The sequence below is a fragment of the Candidatus Hydrogenedentota bacterium genome, from assembly GCA_019695095.1.
In the GTDB taxonomy this organism is placed as follows: Bacteria; Hydrogenedentota; Hydrogenedentia; order Hydrogenedentales; family SLHB01; genus JAIBAQ01.
Window position 1 is genome coordinate 1 of record JAIBAQ010000088.1, and the last position, 25864, is coordinate 25864.

Sequence of the window (25864 nt, forward strand, 5' to 3'; positions counted from 1 at the left end):
GAAGCCGGAGAGCGCTGGGCGGAATTGCTCTACTAGGCAGTAAAGACTTCGAGTTTATACGCCGCGGATTGCCTGATGGGTAGTCCGCGGTTCTTTCATTTACCGAGGAGGGGTCTTGTCCAGAGCGATAGCGAAGGATCTGGCTTGTGTAACGTGGCCAGTAATCTCGGACATATTCAGTGCAGAGACCGGTGCACTCTGTCCTGAGTTGTTCTACACCTTCTGAGTTTGGCGAGAGCGGCGCCAATGCGCAATAGCCAGCGCGCCTACCACAAGGACCGTCAGAATGACGTTGTCCAAGGCGCCCTTCGAATCCACCAATCCTGCTGTTGTCACGTTGGCGAGGTTTGCACGATAGCCCAAGCAGACGATGCCGCCGTGTCTGATTGTGACCGCCAGGCTGTCGCCTTTCACAGCACTTTCGAGCAGCCAACCAGCGACGCTTTCACCGCGATGCCAAACCGGGCCCTCCGAGGAGGAGGCCAGGTAGTAGACTTCCACATCGGCGGGGTCGATTCCCGAGGGGATAGGAATCGAGATGGTCTGCGGAGCGCTGAACACGGAACAAGGGTCAATTGCATACGCCGGGCCAACGGCCTCACTGAGTTCGGGCAGGTCCTGCGTGTTTACCGTCATCAATGATGCGCCCGAGAGAACCCCCTTTGCGCCCATTTCCGAAATGGCGCCGTCGGGGTCGGCTTTGAAAACGTATTGGAGCGCCGGAAGGGCTACACCCGATTGAGTCGATGCCCCGGCGCTCATGAAGATCAGCTCTCCGGGCACCCATGCAATCTGCGGCGTGTAGACCACCCAGCCATCCGTATCGGAGCCGTCGACTGGAACCCAACTGACCGTAGAATCCTGCAGCGAATCGGTCTCCACGCGGCCCCAAACAGACGAAACGTCTATGGGCTCCTCGCTGAAAAGTCGCAGCGCGAGGGATGAATCCAGCAGGACCGGGCCGGTGGCCTTGCTTGGGAGCGCCATTTCGATTGCTGTGGCGTCCGAAGCGGATTTCGCCAGACCGCGATACCCGGAATCGGGCGTGCTGAGTGCGCTTTGGCTGCACTGGTTCTGCGCGCGAATCCAGTAGTAGTAGGTCGTGTACTGCGTTGAGGAGCCGCCACCGCACCCGCCGGAACTCCCCGAGGTGGCTGCCGCCGCGGAGAAATCGTCGTAGGTCGTACCGACGACCGAGGTAATGAGCGCGGCAGACGCCGAATTATTCGTCGTTGACCGGTACAGCAAGTACGAGGTCGCGCCGCTGCTCGCGCTCCAGGTGACTCGAACACGATTCGCAAATGAGCCGTCTGTCGCGCTGACTCCAGTCGGTACGGCCGGGGTAGTGCAGGCCGTGATGCTCAACGCGCCGTCGGCAATGGCCGTCGTCAAGGGCTGACCGTCCGCGCCGGAAGCTGATTGAGTGTTGCCATCGAGTGCGAGGTTGCTCGGTGTGGAGACGGAAGCCTGTACACTGAACGTCACGGTTGCCAGGGCGCCATTCGCGATGGTGGTTTCATTCACACCGAAAATGGCCACAGCCAACGTACCTGGAGTCGGCACATCCCATTCCAGGTCTTTCTGGGCCGTCGTTACCACGGAGCCTGCCTGCACGTTGGTCACAGTCAGTTTGGTCGAATCGAATCCAATGCGAAAGCTCACGGCCGCCGGGGCGGTCGTTGCGTTCATGGTAACTTGGCTGGTGGCGTTTCCGCCGGGATATCCGGAACCGTTGCCTACTGTCAGGTTGACTTGTTCGGCTTGAGCGAACCCACCCAACACGAGGACACTCCACGCGAAAACTGCAACGGAAGAATACGGATGCCGCCTCATGCTGGTTCTGCGCCTCCCGGAGTCAAAACTGCGAATAATAACGAAACAGACACAACGCCCGTGCCGTGAGCAACAGACGCAAGCCAATTATACGTACCCGGTAACAGGATCGCCATTACAAAACTGCCACACTCTCGCACAACCGCAGTGATTGCATGGCATGCTTCCTCGTCAACCATAACGCGCCAGCCTAAAGCTGTGTTGACAGCCTATTCGTAGCGTGCTTGCGCCAGACCGGTCCGGGTGGTAGCGTTGTAGTGAGCCTCAAAATTGGAATTTGTGGGAGGACAGACGCATGGCGGCTTTGGACAAATATTTCCAACTCATGGTCGAGCATGGAGCATCCGATTTGCACTTGTGCACCGGGTGCAAACCCATCTTCCGGAAAGACGGGTCCGTGGTCGGTTTGCGCAGTGAGGAGACACTTGACGCAGGTACGGTTAAAACGTGGCTGTACGAGATCATGCCGCCTGCTAACGAGAAGGAATTCAACGAAGTCCACGATACGGACTTTGCGTACGAATTAGAGGGGTATGGCCGTTTCCGGTGCAACGTCTTTTTGGACCACAAGGGAATGGGCGGGGTGTTTCGTCTCATCCCGACGGAAATCCTGACGGTTGAGCAATTGGGACTGCCGGAAGCGGTAAAGAAGTTCTGCTATCTCGGGAAAGGGCTGGTGCTGGTGACGGGACCGACGGGAAGCGGTAAATCGACCACGCTGGCGGCGATGATCGATTTGATCAACGCGACGCGAAGCGACCACATCATCACGATTGAAGACCCCATCGAATTCGTACATCGGAACAAGCGGTGCTTGATCAATCAGCGCGAAGTCGGGACACATACGAAGAGTTTCAAGGCGGCATTGCGCGCGGCGCTGCGTGAAGATCCGGACATTGTCCTTGTCGGCGAAATGCGCGACCTCGAGACGACGCACATCGCCATCGAGACCGCGGAAACCGGACACTTGGTGTTCGGGACACTCCATACGACCACGGCCATCTCGACCATCGACCGGTTAATCGATCAGTTTCCGGCGGACCAACAACAGCAGATTCGCACGATGCTCTCGGGCACGTTAAAAGGTGTTGTCGCCCAGAACCTGTTGAAGAAGAAGGGTGGCGGACGCGTCGCGGCAATTGAAGTGCTGATTGTGAACCCGGCCGTGTCGTCGCTTATTCGCGAGGCGAAAACGAGCCAGATTATGAGCATCATGCAGACCGCCAAGAAGGAAGGCATGACGCTGCTCAACGAAGAACTGGTGCGGCTGGTGAAAAGCGAAATCATCGAGGCCGAAGAGGCTTGGAAGAAGGCGGTCGACAAGGAAGGCATTGTGAAAGCGCTGGAAGCGGCGGGAATTACGTATAAGCCGCCCGCGGACGCGTGAGGCAAATTATGAAGAGTGCCCATTTGTATCGCGTGGCACTGATTACTTGCCGACAGCCAAATCTCTCAATTTGCCTGTGGGTTTAAGGTCTTCTAGGTTAATGGTCGTGTCGATGTCATCACCTATTGAGGGAACAGGGAGTGATCCAGAAAGACTGCTAGGGGTTCTTGCTTGGTCTAATCCAGGAATTGAGTAAGTGGGTGACAACTGGATTCTCGATGCCTCGTCGCTTCTCCCGAATAAATAGACGGGTTGCCTTAGTTGATCAACTGACTCACGCACGCCCTTAAGCTGGCCTTCCATCGCGCTGACTCGCTGATGCAGACTTGTGTAATCTTGATGAACCAGACTGTTGATCTGGTCTGCGGTCATCTGTCCGATAGAGTTTTGGGCTTGTTTCTCTACAAGCGTCCTAATGTTCTCCGACTGAAATGCAGCCTCAATTGCCGCCTGCAGATCTGAGTTTGCCCGAGTCTTGAATGAACTAACTTGTTCATTTAGAGCATTCTCCAAATCATCTGTAGTCTTCTTGGACACTGCCTCCAGTTCCTTTGCCTTCTCAGCAAGTTCGGTCTCAGCTTTGACTTTGATGTTCCCGACAATTGTCGAGAAATTGCTTCCAACAAGAAATACTCCGACGATCACGAGCGCTGTTACGCCCCCAGCATATATTCTGTAGTATTTCCAAGCTCTTTCAATCTCCCTTTCTGCATCTTGCCTTACCCTCACAATTTCTTTCTCGGCTTGTTCACGAATCTTCACAATCTCGTCATATGTATGTTGGTCCATGCCTATCCCTTTCAATTGTCTATCCGCTTTAATCACAAGTGCTTGCGCAAATATCCGGCGCTACATAAAAAGATGCGATGCTATCGCTAAGAAGCACTATACCACGACGATATGAAAGCGAAAAGGGCACTCGCGCGATATTGGTGCGGACAACTAGGATGTCTGATGAGAAATGGATGCCAAACAAGTCGCCTCCTATGGCGCATAGAACCACAAGAGATCTGCGCAGCGAGTGACCGCTCTGTTCGCAGACCCGCGGGCACAGAGGTCGACGATGGACGTCTCGCAATTCACCGTTCGACTGGAGCCTCGGTAAGCCGGCTTTCTCGCCGTTTGCGCCGGATTTGACGGGGGTGTTAAGATCGGCGTAGATGAGGTACGCCCGCCTGTAGGAAAGCGATTCCCCTTGCACGCGCAGGCGACGCATGTGTTTTCCGATTGATGCGCGTGGGCCGTGGAGGACAAGGGAGGAGGCGTGTCGCAAGAGCGAAGCGAAGCCATTGTGATTCGCGGCGTCGATTTCAGCGAGACGAGCCGGATTGTGACGTTTCTGACGCCCGAACGCGGCAAGTTGGCGTGTATGGCGACTGGCGTGCGGCGTGCCAAGAGTCCGCTCGCGGCAGCTTTGGATACGTTCAATCGAGTTGAAATCGTTTATTATTGGAAAGAAGGCCGCAGCGTTCAGAAACTCGGCGAGGCGACTCTACTGGATGCCTTCACCGCCCTGAAAAGCGATGTCGAGAAATCGGTTTACGCCGCGTTTCCGCTGGAGTTTGCGCTTCGTGTAGCGCAGGAAGACGAGCCGTCACACGCGTTGTATCGCGTGCTCGCAGATGGGTTGCGGGACTTGGCGGCGTGGCAAGGCACGGCAAAGGCCCATGTCTCTTGGATTGTGTACTGGATGCTGGCGGCGTCGGGGTTCGAGCCCAATCTCGAACCATCGTCTTCGAGCGGTCCGATTCGCTTCTCGTACGACAGCGGAGTCGTCGATAGCGGCATGCCGGCCGACCGAACGTTGAGCATGGAAGAACTTGAATCGTTGCAGGCGATAGCGGCCAGTCCCGGCGCGTGTCCTGCGAATGGATTGGATTCGCGCGTGTTTGAGAGCATTCGCCGTTACGCGGCCCGTCAGGTGGATTGCGAATTTCGCAGTCTGCGGGTTATCGAACAGATGTTTGGATGAGGAAACCGGTTACGCGACTTTAGCGCACACCCCCAGGAATTCGATGTCGACGCCAGAAAACAGAATACGAAACTTTTGCATCATCGCCCACGTGGACCACGGAAAATCGACGCTGGCCGATCGGTTCCTCCAAATCACCGGAGCGGTAGAAGAGCGCAAGATGAAGGAACAAGCGCTCGATACGATGGATATCGAGCGCGAGCGCGGCATCACGATCAAGGCGGTAGCGGTTCGCTTGAACTACAAATCGAAAGACGGCCAGCATTATGTGCTCAATCTGATCGACACGCCGGGGCACGTCGACTTCTCGTACGAAGTATCGCGAAGTCTGGCGGCGTGCGAGGGAGCGCTGCTGCTGGTAGACGCGTCGCAAGGCGTCGAAGCGCAGACGCTCGCGCACGCATATAAGGCAATCGATCAGAACCTCGACATCATCCCCGTGATCAACAAGATCGATCTCCCCAGTGCAGATGTTGAGTCCGTGCGGCGGCAAATCGAAAACGTGGTCGGTCTTCCCGCCGACGATGCGATTCTGACCAGCGGCAAGGAAGGCTCAGGCGCCATCAACGCGCTCGAAGCGGTCATTCAGCGTATTCCGCCGCCCAAGGGCGACCGGTCGAAGCCGCTGCGGGCGTTGGTGTTCGACGCGAAATACGACTCGTATCGCGGCGTGGTTGTCTACATTCGTGTGGTGGAAGGCCGCATCTCGAAGGGCATGAAGGTGCAATTCATGTCCAACGGTTTGAAGTACGATGTGGTCGAATTGGGGACGTTCACTCCCGACATTACGCCTGGCGACATGCTTGAGGCCGGAGAAGTCGGTTATCTCATCTGCAACATCAAGACTCTGGTAAGCACAAAGATCGGTGACACAATCACGGATGCTTTCAAACCCGCCGAAGAACCGTTGCCGGGGTACAAAGAAGTGCTGCCGGTCGTATTCTGCGGTATGTATCCGGCTGCGTCGACGGACTACTCGGAATTGCGCGACGCGCTGGAGCGTCTGCGGCTCAACGACGCCTCATTCCAGTATCAAGCAGATAGTTCCGATGCGCTCGGTTTCGGTTTCCGCTTGGGATTCCTGGGATTGCTGCACATGGAAATCGTGCAGGAACGGCTTGAGCGCGAGTTCGACCTGACGCTGGTCACGACGGTTCCGAACGTGGCGTATCGAATCACGAAGAAGGACGGCACGCAATTCGTCATCGAAAACGCGTCGAAGATGCCCGCGCCGAACGATATCGAGACGATTGAAGAGCCGTATATCGAGGCGGAGATCATTTGCCCGACCGAGTATTTGAGCGGCGTGATCGACCTGTGCAAGAAGAAGCGCGGTATTCACGTGCGCGTAGACTATCTGGACGAGCGGCGCAGCCTGGCGGTGTATCAGATGCCGTTGGCGGAAGTCGTGCTTGATTTCTACGACAAGTTGAAGACGCTTTCGCGCGGATACGGCTCGCTCGAGTACAACCTGATCGGATTTCGCCCCGGAGAGCTAGTCAAACTCGACATTCTGCTCAACACCGAGCCGGTGGACGCGCTGTCGTCGATTGTTCACAAGGACCGCGCTGAATGGGTCGGGCGCACGCTTGCGTCCAAGCTGCGGTCGCTGATTCCGAGACAGCAATTCGAAGTCGCTATCCAGGCTGCGGTCGGAAGTCGCATTATCGTCCGCGAGACGGTGAAGGCCGTTCGCAAGAACGTCACGGCGAAATGTTATGGCGGCGACATCACGCGTAAGCGCAAGCTGCTCGAAAAGCAGAAAGAGGGTAAGAAGCGCATGAAACAGGTGGGCAGCGTCGAAGTGCCGCAAGAAGCGTTTATGGCGTTGTTGCGCGTTGGCGAAGAATCGGACCGCTGACGTGGCAGCAAAAGGAAAGCAGACCAAGGGCGAATCCCAGGGCGAGGCCCTCGATTTTCTAGTCGGATTCATCAAGGCTTTCACCGGGCCCTGGACTTGGGACAATTTCAAGAGCTGGGTGAAGCTCATTGCGCTGGTGCTCACCGTATGGTGGCTGTTCGTTCAACCATTTCGCATCCCTTCGGGTTCCATGGAACCGACGTTGCACGGCGATCCCGGTTTCTTTGTCGGCGATCGTGTCTTCGTGAACAAACTCATTTATGGCCCCCGCGTCCCCTTCACCAATATCCGGATCTTCAAATTGGGTGAGCCGAAGCGCTGGGACATCGTGGTGTTCCGTTCTGTGGAGCCGGAGAGTCCGAACAAGGTTTTGATCAAACGCGTAGTCGGGTTGCCCGGCGAACGTGTCCACATCGATCACGGCAAGGTCTACATCAACGGCAAGGCGCTTGAATTGCCAGATTCGATGCCAGACGTGTATTACACGCTGGGGCCGTATCTCTCGCAGGAAGAGCTTGACCAATTCTTAAGGAGCTACCCGGAACAAGAACGCGGCAGGGCCTACGAGATTCTCGACAAGCAGCTTCCTGCATACAAATACGGCATCATTCCGACAGATCAATACTCGCTGATTCCGCCCGGCAACTACCTGATGCTGGGCGACAACAGCGAACGAAGCCAGGACGGCCGCTTCTTTGGGTGGGTGCCTCACGATCATCTGCTGGGTCGCGCGTCGTGCGTCTGGTGGCCGATCAAGAATCGGCGGGATTTTACCGGATTCACCAAGACATGGTGGGGAATGCTGCTCATCGCGGGAATTCCGATCTTGCTGGTTGCGTATGAACTCAGCCGGTCGTTCTTCATGTTGCCGTGGCGCATCAAACGCACTCCGTTAAAGGCGCTTCTGCGCGATGGCGATCATGTGTGGATCAACCGGGCCGCGTTCGGATGGCGGTTGCCGTTCTCCAACTCACGCGTCGGCAAAAAGCTGCCAAAACGCGGCTCCGTCGTCGCTTACACGTTGCCCGATTCTACGCGTAACGACGAACAAATCGAAGTCGCGTTTGGACGTCTTGTGGCGCTTCCCGGTGACGCAGTGAAAGTCGAAGACGGAACGGTGATCGTCGAAGGCCAGCGTGTGGGCGAAACGGGTAGCGCGAAATCCGACGCGGAGTGGACTACCAAGAAGAAGTCGACGGTTCCCGACAATCAGTACCTTGTCTTGACCGACGCAGACACAAAGTTGCCGGATGGCCGCGTATTTGGATGGTTGCCGGAGGACTGTCTCGTCGGAACCGTCTCCATCGTGTGGTGGCCGCCGCAACGCGCGCGCAAGGTGCGCGACCATGGAAACGCCACGTAGTCCGTTGATCGGCGTTTACGTTCACATTCCATATTGTCGCACCATTTGTCCCTACTGCGATTTTGTGAAGCGCCCCATCAAGGGGACGGTACCCCCCGCATTTCTTAACGCTCTTTGCAGCGAAATCGATGCATTTGACGGCGCATCGGAAGTCGACGGGGTGTTCTTTGGCGGGGGCACGCCTTCCTTGATCGCGGTTGACGACTTCGCTCGCGTGATGGACGCGCTACGCGCGCGGTTTTCGTTGACGCCCGACGCCGAGGTGACGCTCGAAGCCAATCCGGACGATGTCACCCCAGAGTTGATGAATGCGTGGACGGCGAGCGGCGTCAATCGCATAAGCATGGGCGTGCAAAGCTTCAACGACGAAGCGTTGCGCTATTTGGGTCGTCGGCACGACGCCGACGGCGCACGTCGCGCGTGCGGACTGGTCGCGGAACGTCTTCCGAATTGGAACATGGACCTCATTTTCGGTGTGCCGCCATTGGAGGAATGGCGCGCCACTTTGGAGACTTGCCGTTCGTTTCAACCCGCGCACGTATCCGCCTACGGCTTGACGTATGAAGCGGGCACTCCCTTTGGCAAGCGCGCCAACGAGGCCATTGACGACGAAACGTATCTGAATCAGTTTCACGAAGTCGATGCCGTGCTCGACGAGTACGAGCGATATGAAGTCTCCAATCTCGCTCGCCCCGGCTTTCAATGCGCGCTGAATCTTCGCTACTGGCACAACGAAGAGTATGCGGGATTTGGCCCCGCGGCATACTCGTACTTAAGCGGCGTACGGTCGCGGAATTGCGTGAAGACCGACGAGTACATTGCCGCGCCCGGATCGAAGCAGGAATCGATTCGTCTATCGGAGCGCGAGGTGCGAGTGGAGACGTTGATTCAGCACTTTCGCCTCAAGCGCGGATTGGAGAAGGCGTATTACGAGGCGCGGTTTGGTGCATCACTCGATTCCGATTTTGGACCGGTCTTACAGGGCCTCGTTGCGCGAGGCCTGTTGCTGGAGGCAGAAGGCTTCATTCGCCCAACTCCAAAAGGCTTCGAGCTGAACAACGAGATTGGCCTGGCGCTCGTGGGATAAGGGTGAGAAGCGAATCTGAGAGTCGAGCCCCAAGCTCTGAACCGGGGAGAGAGGTATTGACATGCGCGAAAGGTGAGGCCACGATAGACGGGGACTCGCCACGTGCTGCAGGGAGTGGTTCGCTACAGGAAAGAGGACAGGAGGGGCGTGCGCATGGCAACAAACCGGTATACACGACGTCGATTCATGGAAAACGTTGGTGCAGGTCTTGCCGCGGCGGTCATTGCACAGCGCAGCAACGCGGAACCCGTGTCCACGGAGAATCGGCCGCCCAACATTCTCCTCCTCATTTCGGACGAGCACAATGCGGGGGTAATGGGTTGTGCCGGCAATAGCATCAGCCATACGCCAAACCTCGATGCCCTTGCCGGTCGCGGTGTTTTGTTCGAGAACTGCTACTGCAATTCACCGCTCTGTGTGCCGTCGAGGCTCTCCTTGACGTCGGGAAAATACGCTTCGCGCGTCGGGGCGTGGAGCAATGACTGCTGGCTACCTTCCGACGATTATCCTTCTTTGGCGCGTGTCGTGGCGAGTGCGGGCTACGAGCCCTTCCTTTGCGGAAAAATGCACTACGATGCCACGCGACGGTATGGGTTCACGGAGATCGGCGGCAACATGAACCAGGGCAGAAAGACTGGAAAAGGAGAACGCCGAAAGCCCGATGACCTCACTCCGAAACCCGGCATATCGGATCGATTTGGTGATTTTCGCACCGGCAATACGTCGTCCGTGATGACACACGATAGGAAGGTGACCGAGGGTACCGTTGCATTCCTGAACGACCGCAAAAAGACAGACGCGCCGTTCTTTTTGCTGTCAGGATATCTGGCTCCACACTTTCCATTGATCGTGCCTGAGCAGTATTACGAAGCCTACCGCGGAAAGGTTCCGATGCCGGTGATTCCCGAGGGCTTTTATGACACTTTGCCGCTGAATTACAGGCACCTGCGCATTGGGTTCAATTTCGAGGACGTGCCGGAAGAGGTCGTGCGAAAAGGCAGAGAACTCTACTATGGTTTCGTACAGTGGGTGGACGATGAGATCGGCAAGGTCTTGACCTCGTTAGCGTCCAGCGACGTAGCCGACAATACCGTAGTCATCTACACGTCGGATCATGGCGAGAACATGGGCGAACACGGCCTGTGGTGGAAGAACTGCATGTACGAATCCGCCGCGCACATTCCGCTTATCGTTTCGTGGCCGGCGCGTTGGAGGGGCGGCCAGCGCCGTGCGCAGGTCTGTTCCCTCGTGGATGTGGTGCAGACCATCGTGGCACTGAGCGGTGGCGCGACGCCGAACGACTGGAACGGTCATTCGATGTTGCCGTTGTTGGATGCGAACGATGCGCCGTGGAAGGACATGGCTGTGAGCGAGTACTACGCCCACAACGTCGCGTCAGGCTATGCCATGATTCGCACCGGGCATTTCAAGTACGTATATCACACCGCGCCGGACGCGGATCACCCATCTCAGCGCGAACTCTACAATCTCCAGGAAGACCCGGGCGAGTTCCGCAATCTCGCAAGTCTTCCCGAGCATGCGGAGCGAATTGCGGCTATGCACGCCGCCTTGGTAGACGAAGTCGGAGAAGACCCCGACAAGACTGAAGCGCGCTGCCGGGCCGATTACGCGAAGGGATACGCGAGAGAAGACCTCCCGGCAGGAAACGGCAAGAAAAACAACGTCGGCGAATCATAAGACCAGAGCAGACCATGGCGCTTGGACTCGCTGCTCCACTCTCATTGTGCGCGAACACGCGCTTCTCCGGCCTTTCACTCGCGTAGATCTATTGCGCCGGCGTTGGTGGCTTTCGAAATTGCCATGAGTGCACGCGTGTCCCCGTACAGCGTAGGATAGTCCGCAATCTGCATCGGTGCGATTGAGCCCCGACGCAGATTGCTCACGTGCAAGACTTTGAGGTCATGCCATAAGGATCTCTCGCGAACACACTCGGATTTCGGAGAACTGCCAAGTCTTTCGACGTTAGTCTCGCAAACGCATTGGTTGCATGAGAAGGTCACGTGTGTTCGTGAGAAATCCGCGATAAAGGCTCGTTTCTGGCTACGGGGATAACGTATGAAGCGCATCGCACAACGGCTGCTGGCTCTCTCCATCGTGGGCGTGAGCGTACTTGCAGTGGCGCATGCGCAGACGCTTCTTGTGCACACGACAACGCTTACGGCGGCGCGCGAGGCCGTGCGTGTGTATGCGCAAACCGTCGACTTGCGTGAGTCCACGCCTAGTGCGCTTCCCCAGTTGCTTCCCGGCGACGCTATCTCGGGACCAGTTCTCATGACTCCTGACGGGAATCTTGCGATCAGCGTCACGGTGGCGAGAAACGAGGCGTTGCGCGAGTCTCAGCCGATCATCTCGCTTTCGCGCGCGATTCCTCTTGCCCTGCAACCGGAAGTCAGTCTCGATGGATTGGCCGTCGCAAAACCACAACTGCACGCGCTTGTCGATGACCCCCAGTCGCACGAATCTGTCTTCGTGTCGTTCGCAAAAAGCGGGGGAATCGGTGACCGAGCCCCTTGGCAGATTCGAGCTCGCAGGCTCGCGACTGACCCCGCGCCGTTGTTTGCGCCTCAGGATTCGGCCTGGTTGTTACCGGGAGAACCCGTCGCGTGCATGGCCATTCCCGGACGTGCGGCGGTGGCTATCTTATGCCGGACGGACGTGGGAGTGGCCACTATTCACGTGCGCGAGGTCACACGCGGCGAAGTCTTGGCCGAGGCTTTGCCAATGCCGAGCCCCATTGACTCCTACGATCCAGCGTGTTTGGCGACGACTCCCAAGGGAGACGTGCTCTTTGCGCTCTTTTCGGGGTACGCGCCCGAAGGGATGACGCGCAGATCCACTCTGATTGCCATTGAGACGCAGACGTTCCGTCTTATGCCTGGTGAGGTGGAGTTCCCTGGCGATGCCGTGGGCGACGAGTCCGCGCTTCACCCCACAACTTCGGGAGCCTGCTGGGTGACCACACGATCCCGAAGCGAGGGCTTCGCATACGCTGTCCTAATCGAGACAGCCAATGGCTTGAAAAAATCTGCCGAATACTCATTTGCCGACGCGCCGCACGGCATTATGCTTGCCCCCTGCGAAACGAGCATGGACTTGGGCGTGGCAGTGGGGAATCGGCTGGAATTGTGGCGTGACGGGAAACCGGGTGGAGGCTCGATCACGTTCGATTCGGAGATTGGGGCGCTCCGATGGCTGGGTACTCGCGTGGCCGTAGGCGAAGCAGGATGCGTACACTTCGTCGATGCGCTCACTGCCGCAATCGAACACACCGTCCATCTTCAGACCGGGTTTGTTGCGGAGATTAGTCCGGTTCTCGCCTTGCCCGCTGTCGGGGACCGCGACCAGGATGGTCTTGGGAATGCAGATGAAGTCCGGTTTGGCGCCATAGTGTCGCAGCCCGATTCGGACGGAGATGGGCTGCGCGATGGAATTGACGTGGAACCTACGAAGGCTTCTCCCTATCTGATTACGCCTATTACGGTCGATTTTCGCGGCGAAGGCATTGGGCAGGATGTACGTTCCGTGCGGTTAGAATCACCCTTCGGTGAGAACTCCACGTGGAGACTGGACGTGAACACGGCGATTGCGCCGTGGTTGCGCGTGTACCCTCGAACCGGCCGGCTGCCGGGCTGGTTTTATGTAGGCGTCGATCCAGCTCGATTTCGGTCGGGTGATGGCGCTTGGGGCACAATTACCGTTGCTCTGGAAGGCGCGACACCCGGTCTTCAGGCTACAGGCAGTCCGCGATCCATATCCGTGCGCGTTTTGCCGCCCAGCCGCAATCCACGGGGAATTCTGTGGCTGCTTGACGATCATGCCCCGCAGAAATCGCTTCGGGACGAATCCGATCCGTGGCGCATGAAGGGACTCGCGGACTTGCTCGCACAACCGCCGTACCGCTTCAGTCACCGAGTCGAAACAAACCCAATACCGAAACTTCCTCGAGATGTCTCCGTGATTGTGCTCACCGCCGAAGCCGCAGGACGCGGGGTCTCGACTCGGCAAGCGCTGCTGGATTTCGTATCCGACGGAGGCGCGTTACTCTTCCTGGGGCAGCACATAACGCAAGAAGGACCACGATCCCTCGCGCGCTGGCTCAATCCGATCGGAGTTGAATTGGAGCCCGAAAAGGCTGTCAGTGGGTCGTTCGCGGCTCGCACCTCAAATCTTCCCGCGCGGCATTGGGATGGGTTTCGTATAACCGATGGGATGCGGATGCGCGTCGCGGACGGGCGGGCAGTCCTTGTACCCGATCCGGAAGAGAAGGGGCTCGCCGTGTTTGCGGCGGGCGCATACGGCAACGGTCGCATCGCGATCTTGGCCTCACCCACACCCGTTGAGACTTCCGCAATGCAGACGATCTCAAATCGCCTGTTTGCGGGCGACCTTTTTACGTGGCTTTCGGAGGCAGGATCGGGACTTAACGATACCGACGGCGACGGCCTGCCCAACGACGTCGAAGACAAAAACGGAAACGGTGTAGTCGATCCAGGAGAGACGGACGGATTGAATGCCGATACGGATGGCGACGGAATACCCGATGGCAAAGAGGATCGTTCGCGCGATGGAATCGCGAATCCCGGTGAAACGAGCCCGTTGAATCCCGATTCGGACGGCGACGGTATCTTCGATGGCGCGGACCCAAGCCCATTGCCGAATGTCGACGCTCCGCACGTCGATTTCCTCGAACCGAGTCGAGGGCCGCTTGAGGGGGGTACGCGCGTTATTGTGAACGGCAGAAACTTTGCCCCGTCATCGCGGGTGCTGTTCGGCCAGATTGCGGCATCGCGCTTGGAAGTTACCAGCGCGGAGACCCTGCTGGTCGAAGCGCCGCCCGCCGCGAATGAGCGTGAAGGTGCGGTGGACGTGAGGGTCGAAAACATTGCGGCGGGTCTGTCGGGTGTCTTGCCGGGCGGTTTCGCGTATACCGCGCGTAGCACGGTGAAGCTCGCGCTCACGAGTGTGTCCGTGGCTGCGGATCAGTACCAAGGAGTCGTGGCGCTTCGCATCGATGCTGAGCCGGATTCGTCCGTGGGTTTGGTGCTCGCACAAGTCAAGGCAGTCCCCTCAACTCGCATCCAGTGGGAAGCCGTGCAACCCTTCGAATCCTCCGTCGCTGCTACGTATCGTATCTCGCATCACATATCGGAGCCATCCTCGGTTGATTTGGTGATCATGTCTGTATCTCGCGAGGCAATTCGTGGGGATGTGGTTTTGCTTTCATGGCGGGCGACCCAGCCGTTGCCCGAATATAGCGTTGCCAAGTTTCGGATAAACGAAGCGAAAGCTTTTGCGCTCAGTAGTCAGCCGATGAATGTTGCGGTTAGCGGTTTGAATGTACCGCTCGACAGAACACAGAGGTAGTCCGCAATTTGCACCGGCGCGATTGAGCGCCGACGCAAATTGCTCATGTGCAAGACGTTGAGGGTATACCATGAGGATTTCTCGCGAAAACACTCGGTCTTGGGAGAACCGCTTTGTTTTTCGCAGCAGGTCCCGCAAGCACACTAGTTTCGAGAGAGATTCAAGTGTGTTCGTGAGAAATCCGGGGTAGCCGGAGCAAGCGCTGCCTCACGCCTTCATTTCTTATCCATCGGCCAAACGTGTACTCTCTATGGACGTCCTTGAATCAACTTTGGTTGTGAGGGGTTATGCCTGGTTTTAGCATAGAGTTTGCCGTGGGAATGGCTGTCCTCGGGATTGGTGTGGGCCTTATTAGCTCTGCGCTGGGTCTTGGTGGTGGGATTCTCATGGTTCCTGCGTTTATGACGTTTGTTGCGGGCATGGATGCGCGCACCGCCAAGGGTACGAGTCTGTTCATCATCTTCTTTGTGGTGATACTGAACACGTGGCGCTTGCGAACCCGCATTGACAAGGACCTGTGGCGCTTGGCGTTCGTGATGGCCCTCGGGAGTATTGTCGGGGGATATATCGGAGGGTGGGTAACATCGCTGATGCCGGATGATGTCGTGCTCTGGATCTTCATAGCGTTTCTTGTCGTGGCGGCGCTGCGAACTTTTCTGATTCGTCCGCGTGTGGTGCATGCCGAGGAGGTTCGAAGGCGCACACCCGCGACGATAGCGATCGGCGCGGTTTCAGGAATTGTCGGAGGCGCGACAGGGACCGGCGGCGGACTCGTTCTCATTCCTCTCGCGCTAATAGCCGGTGTCGTTACCAATGAGCGCGCCGTGGCGCTGTCGAACATGGTGATGATTGCCACGGGCTTCGCGGGCACGGTGGCTCATCTGCGCGCAGAAGCATCGCTGGACCTCCCCTACACGATGGGACACGTCAATTTTGCGTTGGCTCCACTCGTGTTCATCGGGGCGCAGATTGCGGGACCGCCCGGCATCCGCTTGGAGCGCATGCTGACATTGCCACGGCGAAAGCTGATTATGGGCGTATTGTTGTTGGTGATTAGCGTCCGACTCGCATACCAGGCTCTTCGGTGAGCAATTCTTGCGTGGTTGCGTGGGTGACGCTGAGGATGGGATAGGTCCATACGACGAGCAGTCCCAGTAACGCGATGACGCCGGAAACAGGGCCGACCATCAAAATGCCGAGGGGCCGGTCGACCGAGTTGCCGAGCGTGCTCATGCAGAGGTTAGACACGGCTACAGACGCTGCCTGGCCGGCCTTAAATGCAACCCCGTGCATGCCCCAGTAGGCGCCTTCACGGCGTTGCCCGGTTTGCTGCTCATCGAGATCGATGATCTCGCCGAGAAGCGGCGTGTAAAGCACGTAGAGAATTCCCTGGCCGATTCCGCAGACAAAGAACAGCGCGCTGCCCAACAGAGCTTTTGTGCTGGCCGACACGTCGCATACCGCGATGAGATACATCATGGGCAAGCCCAAAATGATGAGCAGAAAGGCAAGAAAGAGCTGCCATTTCATTGCCATCCATTTCGATAGTAGCGGCGCCAATACAAACGCCGTGAGCAACGCCGACGCAATGAACGGCAACATCATCTTGGTGACGGTGCCTTCGTCGCCGCCTAATCCGACTTCCGCCCAGTTGGGTAGAATACGTTGAACCGCCAGAAAGCCGACGGAAAAGAGAAAGAAGGCGGCAATGTACTTACGGAAGACGCTGTTGCGCAGAGTGCCATACATGTCGCGCATCACCGTTCCGACCGTAGCGGACTTGCCGTTCTGCGGCTTTTCGTCGAAGCGTTCCTTGACGGCCCACACCGCGAATTGGAATACGGCCAGCGATACCAAGGCGAATAGAATCGCCACATACTGATAGCCGACTGCCGAGTAGGCGGGACGTTCACCCGGGAGCACCGGCGCGCGACGCGCGGGATCGAGGGCGTCGAGCAATACGCCCGGCAGCACGGCGGCGATGGCGAGACCGAGGATCATGCCCACGGCCGTCCATTGGCCAAGTTTGACACGCGCCTCTTTGGAGCGGGCGACCTCGGGGCCGAGCGCATTGAGCGGCACAACACAGATTGTGAAGAGCCCAAGGTGCAGACACAGGAGAACTGTGCCGTATACGAAGTTCAGCGCGGTTTCGCGGTTGAAGGGCGGATACCAGAATGCGATCCCGGTAAACGTCATCAAGATGGATCCCCAGAATATGAAAGGTCTGCGGCGTCCAAACAGCGGGATGAGACGCAGGCGTCCGGGCGTGGGACGCGTCTCGTCCGACCATACGCCGACCAACGGATCGGTGATGGCATCGAACAGACGCGCAACAACGAACATCGGAAGAATGAAGCCGAGTGCCACATAGATGGTTCGGGCGCCGCCTTCGGTTGGCGAATAGAAGTACGGCCCCCATTGGGCGATGAATTCGCTACAGAGTTGTACTCCGATGGCGGACAAGAGGAAGGCCAAGCCCTCAAACCATGTGAACTCACGCCGCCGGGTAACGCTCATTCGATCCTCGCGCCGTCCGGAATCGTTGCGTTTTTCAACACGATTACGAGCCCATCGCGCACCGCATAACCGCTGCCGTCGGCGTTGGGCATGCCGTCGGAGCCTCGAATCACAACGTTCTTACCTATCCGCGCATTTTTGTCAATGATGGCGCGGCTGATGACGGAGCCGGCGCCAATCCCCATCGGGATAGCGCTGGTGGATTCCTTTTCGCCTTCAAAGTAGTCGGAACCCATCAGTACCGAACGCTCGATAGTCGCGTTGTCTTGAATAATTGAACGAATACCCACAATCGAGTCCGACACACGAGCTCCGATGATCGTGGAGCCTTCGCATATCACGGAGTTGGAGATTTCCGCTCTTTCTACGCGCGCACCTGGAAGGAAGCGTGGGCGGCTATAGATCGGCTGGCCGGGCAAGTGAAACTCGAAGGGCGAACTGGGGCCCGTCAAGAGAATGCTCGTCTCATAGTAGGAACGCACAGTCCCGATGTCTTCCCAATATCCCGAGAATAAATGCGATTGCACTTTGAGGCGCTTCAGCGAATTGGGGATGACGTCATGACCGAAGTCAACCCAGGCCTTCTCCTCACGGAGAATTCGAATCAGTACTTCGGGCTTGAATAAGTACACACCCATCGACGCGAGATAGTCGCGCCCGTTGGCTTCGAGGCCTGCTTCCGAAAAGACCGATGGCGGCGTAATCAGCGAATCCAACAGCTCCGGGGTTCGCGGTTTCTCGACGAATTCGGTAATGGCGCCTTCCGCATTCACCTTGAGCACGCCAAATGCGCCGGCAGCTTCGCGCGTAACAGGAATAACGCCGACAGTGATGTCCGCATCGGCGCGAATGTGCGTCTCCAGCATGGTGCGATAGTCCATGCGGTACAACTGGTCACCGGAGAGTATGAGGAAATGGCTCGCATTGAGGTGATCCAGTTCTCGGACCTGCTTGCGGATGGCGTCGGCAGTGCCTTGGTACCAGTCTCCACTTTCCACGGTTTGTTCGGCGGCGAGAATCTCGATGAAACCCCGCCCGAAGATGTCGAACTTGTAGGAGTTGTTAATGTGGCGGTGCAGAGAAGCACTGTTGAATTGCGTAAACACGTAGATGCGCTTGATAGCCGAGTGGATGCAATTGCTCAGGGGAATGTCGACGAGACGGTAACGGCCTGCCAGCGGCACGGCGGGTTTCGCGCGTTCGGCGGTCAAGGGATACAGACGGCTGCCGCGTCCGCCTCCAAGGACCAACGCGACCACGTCGCTGATTTCAGTTGCTACCCGAAGAACCGTATTTCTCGACGGCATACGCCACCCCCTTGGTGTACATCTATTTTACTGCGCTTGAATTTCTGTACTGCTATCCCGGATTTCTCACGAACACGCGCGAGCCTATTTCGTTACTCGCGTGTTCGCGAGACGTGCAACGAAAAATACGACGGTCCTGCGCACGCACAGCGTTTTCGTGAGAAATCCTCATGGCATAACCTCAAAGTACTGCACGTGAGCGATTTGCTTCGGCGCTCAATCGCGCCGATGCAAATCGCGGACTATGACCAGGCCTTTGCGGGCCCTTTCACTCACCAGAGGCGCGTACCGTAGAGTATGGCTATGCAAGTCAGTCCCCACAACAGCACCGTCGCAAGAATCGGAATATCCTTCACAAGCGTCCGGCTGGGATCGCCTCCACCGCGCTTATGATGAACTAGATACAGATACCGGAACAAGCCATACACAACAAAGGGCAACGTGATGTATAGCTTATCGGTTCCGGTGCGTTGAACCACCTCCGGCGAACACGTATAGATGGTATAGGTGAGCAAGGTTGTTCCGGCAAGAATGACCATCAATGCGTCGAGATAAGGCACAGAGTAATGCCCAAGCACCTCGCGGTGATGCAACGCTTCGGCTTCCAGTAGCCCGATTTCACGGCGTCGCTTTCCGAGCGCAAGAAACAAGGCCAGAAACAGCGTGCACACCACCAGCCAGTTGGAGAAACTGACGTCGATGACTATTGCGCCGGCCACGCCGCGAATCACGAATCCGAGGGCAATGGCCATGACGTCGATAATCATGACGCGTTTGAGCCAGAAGGTGTACGCTACGTTGAGCGCCAGATAACTTAGAACCGAGACGAGAAAAAACGGGCTTAGCGTGTAAGAGAAAACCAAACCTGTTACCAACAGGACTGCCATAAGAACGCCCGCAGCTTTCAACGAAATCGCGCCACTCGCAATGGGACGATGCCGCTTTTCTGGGTGTGCGCGGTCCTTTTCGATATCGACGATATCATTCAGCACATAGACCGAACTGGAGACGGCGCACAGAATGAGGAAGGCTGCAATGCTCCGCGCGGCGCGCGCGGTATCGGTCAAGTCTTGAGCGAAGACAAGCGCGGCGAATACAACGAGGTTTTTCGGCCACTGGTAAATGCGGAGGGCGCCCGCGTAAAGTGCGATGCGGGAAGTTTCTTTGGTCATGCCTCGATCTTTCCTGAGCCGTGGGGGGCATGTCAAGAATGTCGCAATATGAACAAAACCGGAGGTGTCTAATGGGTCCAGATAGCCGCAGTCATATCGGTGTCTTGCGCGCGATGCGGTGCCTTATGGCAGTCGTCGCTGTCGCGTGCCCTTGCTTGCCCGCGATGGCTGGGGGAAACCTGTGTTTTCTCCTTCCTGAAGACGTGGCGCAGTCCGAGGGTGTGGTTCAGACCGCCCAACTTCCCGAGAAGGGGATCGTGATGGCTCCCAAAGACCCCTCGCGCCCCAGCCTTTGGTACATGCCGGTGGCGGCAATCCCCCTGGGCGGCAGTACGCGAGTCTGGTATCAGCGGGTAGACAAGCAGGAAAAAGAATACTCGGACCAGAGAACGTTGTGTGTGGGCGATTTCACCGATTCCGGCTGGACGCTCCCTGCAATTGGCGCAGACTCCTTGCCGTGGGGTGGTCCGAATAACGTATCCATGCGCCGTTCTCCGCACAAGCCGACTTGGGGCGGCTTTAACGTGTTCCAAATCCTGCGCGTGGGAACCGCCTACGAGATGCTGTTCTGGGACCAGCCTGACGAGACGGGAAAGGCAGGGGCCATGCGTGCCTCGTCGCCGGACGGTCTGGCGTGGGAAAAGCGCCCCGGCACGGTGTTCACGGAAACCAACGATGCATTCACGCTGATGCAGGTAGGGGACGAGTACCTCTTGTATCAGACTAAGCTGGAGGCATGGCCGGACAAACCCTATATCGACAACATCGAGAAGCAGAAGAGAGTCATTGCCCTGCGCAAATCGCGAGACCTGGATACATGGAGTCCACAAGAAGTCTTCTTACGCCCCGACGCGCAGGATGCTCCGGAGTGCGAGTTTTACCTGATGAAGGCGTTTCGCTATGGTGATGCCTACGCAGGGCTGATCATGAAGTACTACGCCGATCCCAAGCTGCCAGGAAAGCACAGTGCTATCTTGAAGCACGAGTTGCTCGTCAGCAAGGACGGTATTGAGTGGCAGCGTCCGTACCGCGATACGGATCTTGGGTTTTGGGCGTACGCGGATCCCTTCGAATACCGCGGGGTACTGCATTTCGCCACTTGGAAAGACGGCGGCATGGTGACGGCAACGTATAAGCCGGGGAGGCTTGCCGGGGTGAGAGCGGAGGTCGATGGATGGATTGTGACGCGGCCTGTGAAGGGATTCAGCAAGGGACTGTCCTTAAACGTCGATGCGCGCGATGGCTGGGTCGAGGTATCCGCTCAGGGGCCCACGGCCGGGCAGGAGCCGGTGGTCTTGGGCCGCGTGGAGAACGTCGATGGAGAAGACGTAAGTGTGCCTATCACGAATGCAGGCTCGCTCCGCGAGGAAGACGAAACGGCGTTTCGTGTGCGGCTGCGCCATGCCACGGTCTTTGGGATGCGGTTTGAATAGGAAGTGTCAATAGTCCGCACTTTGCACCGGCGCGAATGAGCCCCGACGCAAATTGCTCACGTGCAAGACTTTGAGGTTATGCCACGAGGATTTCTCGCGATCACACTGTGTATTCGGAGTACGGCCTAGTCTTTCGCAATAAGTCTCGCGAACGAACTGGTTACGAGAGAAGGTCCGGTGTGTTCGTGAGAAATCCGGGATAGCGGAGGTTTTTTCTATGGTGTCTCGATTATCGCTGATTCGCGTTCTTGCGCTGATGCTTCTGGCTTCAGGCGTTGCGTCGGCGCAGTCTATAGCAAGCGCGCGCATTCAGCCGTGGCCCGACAACCCGCGCTATTGGGCCTACAAAGGGAAGCCCATCGTATTGTTGGGAGGCTCCAAGGAAGACAACCTCTTTCAGATTCCCGATTTGGCTGAGCATCTCGACATCCTTGCAGATGCCGGCGGAAACTACGTTCGAAATACGATGAGTTCGCGTGACGAGGGGAATGTGTGGCCTTTCCAGAAGCGGGAAGACGGGAAGTATGACTTAGAACAACTCAACGACGAGTATTTCGACCGGCTCGAATCGTTGCTTCAACTTGCTCGCGATCGCGACATCATCGTGCAGATTGAGCTTTGGGATCGGTTCGATTTCGCCATGAAGTACTGGCAGGCCAATCCGTTCCGCCCCGCCAACAACGTCAACTACACACCCGAGGCGAGCCGCCTTAAGAACGATTACCCGGATCACCCCGGCAACAATGCCAATCCCTTTTTCCGGACAGTCCCGTCGCTGGAGAACAACGAAACGGTTCTAAAGTACCAGCGGGCACAAGTGGACCGAATGCTGTCGGTGTCGCTGCGCTTTCCCAACGTTTTGTATTGCATGGACAACGAAACCAGCGGCAAGCCCGAATGGGGTGCGTATTGGAGCGAGTACATCAAGAAGAAAGCGGCGGAGTTGAGCGTCGATGTGTACACGACGGAAATGTGGGATGCCTGGGACCTAAAGGATCCGATTCACCGACATACGCTTGACCACCCCGAAACGTACGCGTTCGCGGACATCTCGCAGAACAACCATAACAAAGGGCAGGCGCATTGGGATAACCTCGCGTGGGTGCGCGAACGGATCGCCTCGCATCCTCGCCCCCTCAATTGCGTGAAAATCTACGGGGCGGATACCGGCAAATTCGGGACTGGCCAGGATGGGCTCGAACGGTTTTGGCGGGGGCTGATCGGCGGAGCCGCCGGAGTACGCTTTCACCGGCCGGATTCCGGGCTTGGCTTGAATGAATTAGCCCAGGCTAATATCCGCAGCGCGCGAATGCTCGCGGACGTCTTCGAGTTTCCGCGCGCCACACCGGATGCCGCCAGCAAGCTGCTCCTTCAGCGTGAACCCAACGAAGCCTATGTCTCGCGTGTCGATACCGACCAGTACGTAGTGTACTTTCCCAAGGAAGGGTCCGTGCAGTTGGATCTCTCCGGCCACGGCGATTCCCTGTCTCTCCGGTGGCTTGACATTCTTCATAATGAATGGGGTGATTGGCAAGATATTGGTAATAAATCAGTTATTGAACTCAAACCTCCTGCGAACGGCATGTGGATTGCCCTCATTGCGAAACCTTGAGCCGAGCCTCCGGGAATGACTCTTCAAGTCGCAGGGTTTACTGCGTGCTCGTAGCAGAATTCGAGTCTCGGCGTTGACCGACTCGAATGCGCTGTGCTAGATTAAGCCGCCATGCCCCCTAGGGTAAGGCCCGGGCCGGGTTTCTTGCACGGGAATCCGGCATCCTGACGGTTGGTCAGGATGGGGTGTTTCCGTGGCTGGCGTGCGCAGGAATCGTATGCAGTGCCGCGAATGCGGCTGAGTATGAAGAATGTTGGTTTGCGGCGCCTTTGGCGGCGGAACATGGTCGGTTGGGCTGGGCCTAATCACAACTGTGGAGGAGTATAAGTACCATGGCAGACTCGGTGGCAGGTTTCTTCGCGGAACTCTCCGGGAAGGTGGACCCGACAAAGATTGGGGGCATGAACGCCACGTACCAGTTCGACATCCAGGGTGAGGGTGGCGGCCAATGGTACGTCAAGATTGCCGAAGGCAAGGCGGAAGTAAACCAGGGCGTGTCGGAGTCTCCCAGCATCACGCTTACGGCGTCGGACGAAAACTGGCTTAAGATTGTCACCGGACAGCTTAGCGGCCAGACGGCGTTTCTTACCGGCAAGCTCAAGATCAAGGGTGACATGAGCCTTGCCATGAAGCTCCAAAGCGTATTCGCGCTCGGTTAAATCGTACCGGCGGAGGAGCTGCAGTCTTGCGGTTCCTCCGCCGTTTTACGTACCTATCTGGCATGTGTCGTCTCGTGCCATGCGTGATGGTATTGACCCTGCTTGCCGCGGCGTGCGGGGGGCGCACTCAGAACGCCACACTCCCTCCTCCCTCGAACGAAATCCTGACCACATCAGATGGCTACCGTATCGCGGCTACTTTGTATCCCGCGGAGAAGCCCGGTTCCCCGGGCTTAGTCCTCGTTCACATGCTTGGCGCCGACCGGAGCATCTGGGAAGGTTTTGCGCGTCGTGCGCAACGTGAAGGCTATTCGTCGCTGGCCATTGACTTGCGCGGCCACGGAGATTCGCGAGGCCCCGGCGATACGGACCTGTCATACAAGTCATTTGACACCGGAGAGTGGCTTAAGGCGCTTCAGGACATCGATGCCGCCAAATCCGCCCTGCTGAAACGCGGTAACGATCCTGAGAACATCGCCATCGTGGGCGCAAGCATTGGCGCAAATCTCGCGTTGCGGTATGCGGTTGAACACGCAGACATCCAAGCCGTCGTGATGCTGTCGCCAGGGCTCGACTACCACGGAATCGAAATCGAACCCGATATGGTTGCCTACGGAAAACGTCCGTCCTTGATGCTCACATCGACAGGCGACTCTTACTCCGCTTCGTCCTGTTCTACGCTCAAAGCGCTCGCTCCGGGTTTCTGTGAGCTCCGGGAGTATGGAGGCGCCGCCCATGGGACTGACATACTGGATGCCGAACCTGCCAGTGTCGACCAGGTCTTCCTGTGGCTTACGCACATCATCGGCCCTCAGGCGGCCGCGTCCAACCGGGCCGGCGCTCGGTAGTCTGGAGTGAAAAGGCCGGGGCTTGTTGCGCTAAGAGCTGACTATTCACCAACGGTTCATTGTTGACACGCAACCGGACCAGTGATACTCTGAATTCAGTAGGGTCAGTGTGACATCGGATTTTTTGTGACAAGTCCGATTATGGAGCGGCGCGGAGAAGTGTCTCTAGCCCGCGAGCAAGGAAATCACGTCATGAAACGTAAACAGGCTGGGTTTACTCTCGTTGAACTGCTCGTCGTGGTGAGCATCATTGGGATTCTAGCCGCCATCTTGCTTCCGGCTTTGGCGCGTGCGCGCGAGGCGGCCCGCCGGGCTCACTGCACAAACAACCTGAAGCAAATGGGTCTTGTTTTCACGATGTATTCTAGCGAGAACTCGGACTTGCTCCCGCCCGGCGCGGCCAATGGCTACTGGGGCGAGCGAATCTTCACCACAACGCAGACCACGGGGAATCTCTACTACAACCGTCAGTTGGTCCGAAACAACTTCATTTTCGACACGAAATCGGTTTTCCCGGATTATCTGGACAGCCTTGAAGTGCTTATTTGCCGGTCCGGGTTACCCGCTCACGGCGGTGCTACCGACCGCTGGTACATGGATGAGACCTTTGCGCCAGAACATTTGGATCCCAATCTGTACACCAACATCCCCAATACGGACCCGAACCAGGATAACCCGTATTATTGGGATCTGAAGAAGCTTGAAGGACTCCGACCCGACGTCGATTGCGTCACGAACCAGATGTACACGTATTTGCCGTATGCGGTGGTCACGGAAGAGCAGGGGCTCTTCCTCGTGGATGAATTGTCCCGTCTGATGGTGCTCGGCGTGACCGATTTCATGAACCGCGATCTGGCGGTGCCAGGCGGGCATGGGCCGGGAGGAAGCGACACGTTTTATCGCACGCGCTCGGGCGTGGGCAGGTTGTTCATTCGGGATATCAACAACGCGGCAATGACGTCCGTCTCCGAGAGCGAAATTCCGGTGATGTTCGATTCGGTTTCGGAGCAAGGGCTCGTCGTTCCCAACCATCAGCCGATTGGCGGTAATGTGTTGTATCTAGACGGTCACGTCGAGAACAAGAGGTACCCCGACACCTACGCAAAACTGCCCTACACGGCAAACTTCATCGAATTCCTGCGCTTGAACGTATACGACAATTTCCCGCTGCTCAACGTTCCGCCGTGGTGCGGCAACCGATTGCCGGGAACGACATTCGAACCGCGCTACTGGTACTACCCCAACGATCCGTATTACACCGGATTGAATCTGCCTCCGTCATCGTTCTGACCAGGGCTCAGGTAGCGAACGAAGCGACTCCAGAAACGTAGGGTAGGCCAGAACACGAAAAAGGGGGGTGCCCTTGTGCGGGAAAGGGATTTGGGCAGAGCGCCGGAGTCCGGTCTTGCATGCGCTGCGGGCCGG

The 25864-nt window shown here is 57.3% G+C and carries 18 protein-coding genes; 13 read left to right on the top strand and 5 right to left on the bottom strand.

Going from position 1 to position 25864, the window contains the following annotated elements; translation table 11 throughout:
- Nucleotides 1-213: 213 nt before the first annotated feature.
- Nucleotides 214-1833 carry a hypothetical protein gene (locus K1Y02_15065; protein ID MBX7257679.1) on the bottom strand — a complete coding sequence of 540 codons (1620 nt, stop codon included), beginning with the start codon at nucleotides 1831-1833 and terminating at the stop codon, nucleotides 214-216.
- 295 nt (nucleotides 1834-2128) lie between these two features.
- Here K1Y02_15065 and K1Y02_15070 point away from each other — a divergent pair, with 295 nt between their 5' ends.
- Complete coding sequence (locus tag K1Y02_15070; protein ID MBX7257680.1) at nucleotides 2129-3220, top strand: type IV pilus twitching motility protein PilT; 1092 nt, start codon at nucleotides 2129-2131, stop codon at nucleotides 3218-3220.
- 42 nt (nucleotides 3221-3262) lie between these two features.
- Here K1Y02_15070 and K1Y02_15075 read toward each other — a convergent pair whose 3' ends face one another.
- Entirely contained in the window at nucleotides 3263-4009 is a 747-nt protein-coding gene (locus tag K1Y02_15075; protein ID MBX7257681.1) for a hypothetical protein, read from the bottom strand.
- Between the two features lie 475 nt (nucleotides 4010-4484).
- On the opposite strand from K1Y02_15075, the gene recO reads away from it, so the two are divergent.
- The 7 genes from recO to K1Y02_15110 all read left to right on the top strand — a co-directional run bounded on the left by recO (nucleotide 4485) and on the right by K1Y02_15110 (nucleotide 15976).
- Nucleotides 4485-5192 (top strand): DNA repair protein RecO, encoded by a 708-nt coding sequence (gene recO, locus K1Y02_15080; protein ID MBX7257682.1) that lies wholly within the window; start codon nucleotides 4485-4487, stop codon nucleotides 5190-5192.
- Nucleotides 5193-5235: 43 nt separating this feature from the next.
- Nucleotides 5236-7053: a translation elongation factor 4 gene (lepA, locus tag K1Y02_15085; protein MBX7257683.1), complete on the top strand. Its 1818-nt coding sequence runs from the start codon at nucleotides 5236-5238 to the stop codon at nucleotides 7051-7053.
- A 1-nt stretch (nucleotide 7054) separates the two neighbouring features.
- Nucleotides 7055-8416 carry a signal peptidase I gene (gene lepB / locus K1Y02_15090; protein ID MBX7257684.1) on the top strand — a complete coding sequence of 454 codons (1362 nt, stop codon included), beginning with the start codon at nucleotides 7055-7057 and terminating at the stop codon, nucleotides 8414-8416.
- Entirely contained in the window at nucleotides 8400-9503 is a 1104-nt protein-coding gene (gene hemW, locus K1Y02_15095) for a radical SAM family heme chaperone HemW (GenBank protein ID MBX7257685.1), read from the top strand. The genes lepB and hemW overlap by 17 nt, the downstream gene beginning before the upstream one ends.
- A 186-nt stretch (nucleotides 9504-9689) precedes the next feature.
- Nucleotides 9690-11201, top strand: a complete 1512-nt coding sequence (locus tag K1Y02_15100; protein ID MBX7257686.1) for a sulfatase-like hydrolase/transferase — start codon at nucleotides 9690-9692, stop codon at nucleotides 11199-11201.
- Nucleotides 11202-11579: 378 nt separating this feature from the next.
- A complete protein-coding gene (locus K1Y02_15105) occupies nucleotides 11580-14888 on the top strand; it encodes an IPT/TIG domain-containing protein (GenBank protein ID MBX7257687.1) in 3309 nt (1102 codons plus the stop codon).
- Between the two features lie 287 nt (nucleotides 14889-15175).
- Entirely contained in the window at nucleotides 15176-15976 is an 801-nt protein-coding gene (locus K1Y02_15110; GenBank protein MBX7257688.1) for a sulfite exporter TauE/SafE family protein, read from the top strand.
- Here K1Y02_15110 and K1Y02_15115 read toward each other — a convergent pair.
- The 3 genes from K1Y02_15115 to K1Y02_15125 form a co-directional block, all read right to left on the bottom strand.
- Nucleotides 15942-17408 (bottom strand): MFS transporter, encoded by a 1467-nt coding sequence (locus K1Y02_15115; protein ID MBX7257689.1) that lies wholly within the window; start codon nucleotides 17406-17408, stop codon nucleotides 15942-15944. The two genes, K1Y02_15110 and K1Y02_15115, sit on opposite strands and share 35 nt — an antisense overlap.
- Nucleotides 17405-18676: a glucose-1-phosphate adenylyltransferase gene (locus K1Y02_15120; protein ID MBX7257690.1), complete on the bottom strand. Its 1272-nt coding sequence runs from the start codon at nucleotides 18674-18676 to the stop codon at nucleotides 17405-17407. The genes K1Y02_15115 and K1Y02_15120 overlap by 4 nt, the downstream gene beginning before the upstream one ends.
- A 311-nt stretch (nucleotides 18677-18987) precedes the next feature.
- Nucleotides 18988-19887 carry a decaprenyl-phosphate phosphoribosyltransferase gene (locus K1Y02_15125; protein MBX7257691.1) on the bottom strand — a complete coding sequence of 300 codons (900 nt, stop codon included), beginning with the start codon at nucleotides 19885-19887 and terminating at the stop codon, nucleotides 18988-18990.
- Nucleotides 19888-19958: 71 nt separating this feature from the next.
- On the opposite strand from K1Y02_15125, the gene K1Y02_15130 reads away from it, so the two are divergent.
- From K1Y02_15130 to K1Y02_15150, 5 genes are all read left to right on the top strand, one after another.
- Nucleotides 19959-21320 carry a hypothetical protein gene (locus K1Y02_15130; protein ID MBX7257692.1) on the top strand — a complete coding sequence of 454 codons (1362 nt, stop codon included), beginning with the start codon at nucleotides 19959-19961 and terminating at the stop codon, nucleotides 21318-21320.
- Nucleotides 21321-21537: 217 nt separating this feature from the next.
- Nucleotides 21538-22932, top strand: coding sequence for a hypothetical protein (locus K1Y02_15135; GenBank protein MBX7257693.1), 1395 nt, complete (start codon nucleotides 21538-21540; stop codon nucleotides 22930-22932).
- A 332-nt stretch (nucleotides 22933-23264) separates the two neighbouring features.
- The gene (locus K1Y02_15140) at nucleotides 23265-23591 is read left to right on the top strand and encodes an SCP2 sterol-binding domain-containing protein (protein ID MBX7257694.1); all 327 of its coding nucleotides are present in this window, start codon (nucleotides 23265-23267) and stop codon (nucleotides 23589-23591) included.
- Nucleotides 23592-23617: 26 nt separating this feature from the next.
- The gene (locus K1Y02_15145; GenBank protein ID MBX7257695.1) at nucleotides 23618-24439 is read left to right on the top strand and encodes an alpha/beta hydrolase; all 822 of its coding nucleotides are present in this window, start codon (nucleotides 23618-23620) and stop codon (nucleotides 24437-24439) included.
- Nucleotides 24440-24631: 192 nt separating this feature from the next.
- Nucleotides 24632-25729, top strand: a complete 1098-nt coding sequence (locus K1Y02_15150) for a prepilin-type N-terminal cleavage/methylation domain-containing protein (GenBank protein MBX7257696.1) — start codon at nucleotides 24632-24634, stop codon at nucleotides 25727-25729.
- Nucleotides 25730-25864 lie beyond the last annotated feature (135 nt).

Coding starts and splice junctions, on each gene's coding strand:
- K1Y02_15065 (MBX7257679.1), bottom strand. CDS start 1,833: ATGAGGCGGCATCCGTATTCTTCCGTTGCAGTTTTCGCGTGGAGTGTC.
- K1Y02_15070 (MBX7257680.1), top strand. CDS start 2,129: ATGGCGGCTTTGGACAAATATTTCCAACTCATGGTCGAGCATGGAGCA.
- K1Y02_15075 (MBX7257681.1), bottom strand. CDS start 4,009: ATGGACCAACATACATATGACGAGATTGTGAAGATTCGTGAACAAGCC.
- lepA (MBX7257683.1), top strand. CDS start 5,236: ATGTCGACGCCAGAAAACAGAATACGAAACTTTTGCATCATCGCCCAC.
- hemW (MBX7257685.1), top strand. CDS start 8,400: ATGGAAACGCCACGTAGTCCGTTGATCGGCGTTTACGTTCACATTCCA.
- K1Y02_15100 (MBX7257686.1), top strand. CDS start 9,690: ATGGAAAACGTTGGTGCAGGTCTTGCCGCGGCGGTCATTGCACAGCGC.
- K1Y02_15105 (MBX7257687.1), top strand. CDS start 11,580: ATGAAGCGCATCGCACAACGGCTGCTGGCTCTCTCCATCGTGGGCGTG.
- K1Y02_15110 (MBX7257688.1), top strand. CDS start 15,176: ATGCCTGGTTTTAGCATAGAGTTTGCCGTGGGAATGGCTGTCCTCGGG.
- K1Y02_15115 (MBX7257689.1), bottom strand. CDS start 17,408: ATGAGCGTTACCCGGCGGCGTGAGTTCACATGGTTTGAGGGCTTGGCC.
- K1Y02_15125 (MBX7257691.1), bottom strand. CDS start 19,887: ATGACCAAAGAAACTTCCCGCATCGCACTTTACGCGGGCGCCCTCCGC.
- K1Y02_15130 (MBX7257692.1), top strand. CDS start 19,959: ATGGGTCCAGATAGCCGCAGTCATATCGGTGTCTTGCGCGCGATGCGG.
- K1Y02_15135 (MBX7257693.1), top strand. CDS start 21,538: ATGGTGTCTCGATTATCGCTGATTCGCGTTCTTGCGCTGATGCTTCTG.
- K1Y02_15140 (MBX7257694.1), top strand. CDS start 23,265: ATGGCAGACTCGGTGGCAGGTTTCTTCGCGGAACTCTCCGGGAAGGTG.
- K1Y02_15150 (MBX7257696.1), top strand. CDS start 24,632: ATGAAACGTAAACAGGCTGGGTTTACTCTCGTTGAACTGCTCGTCGTG.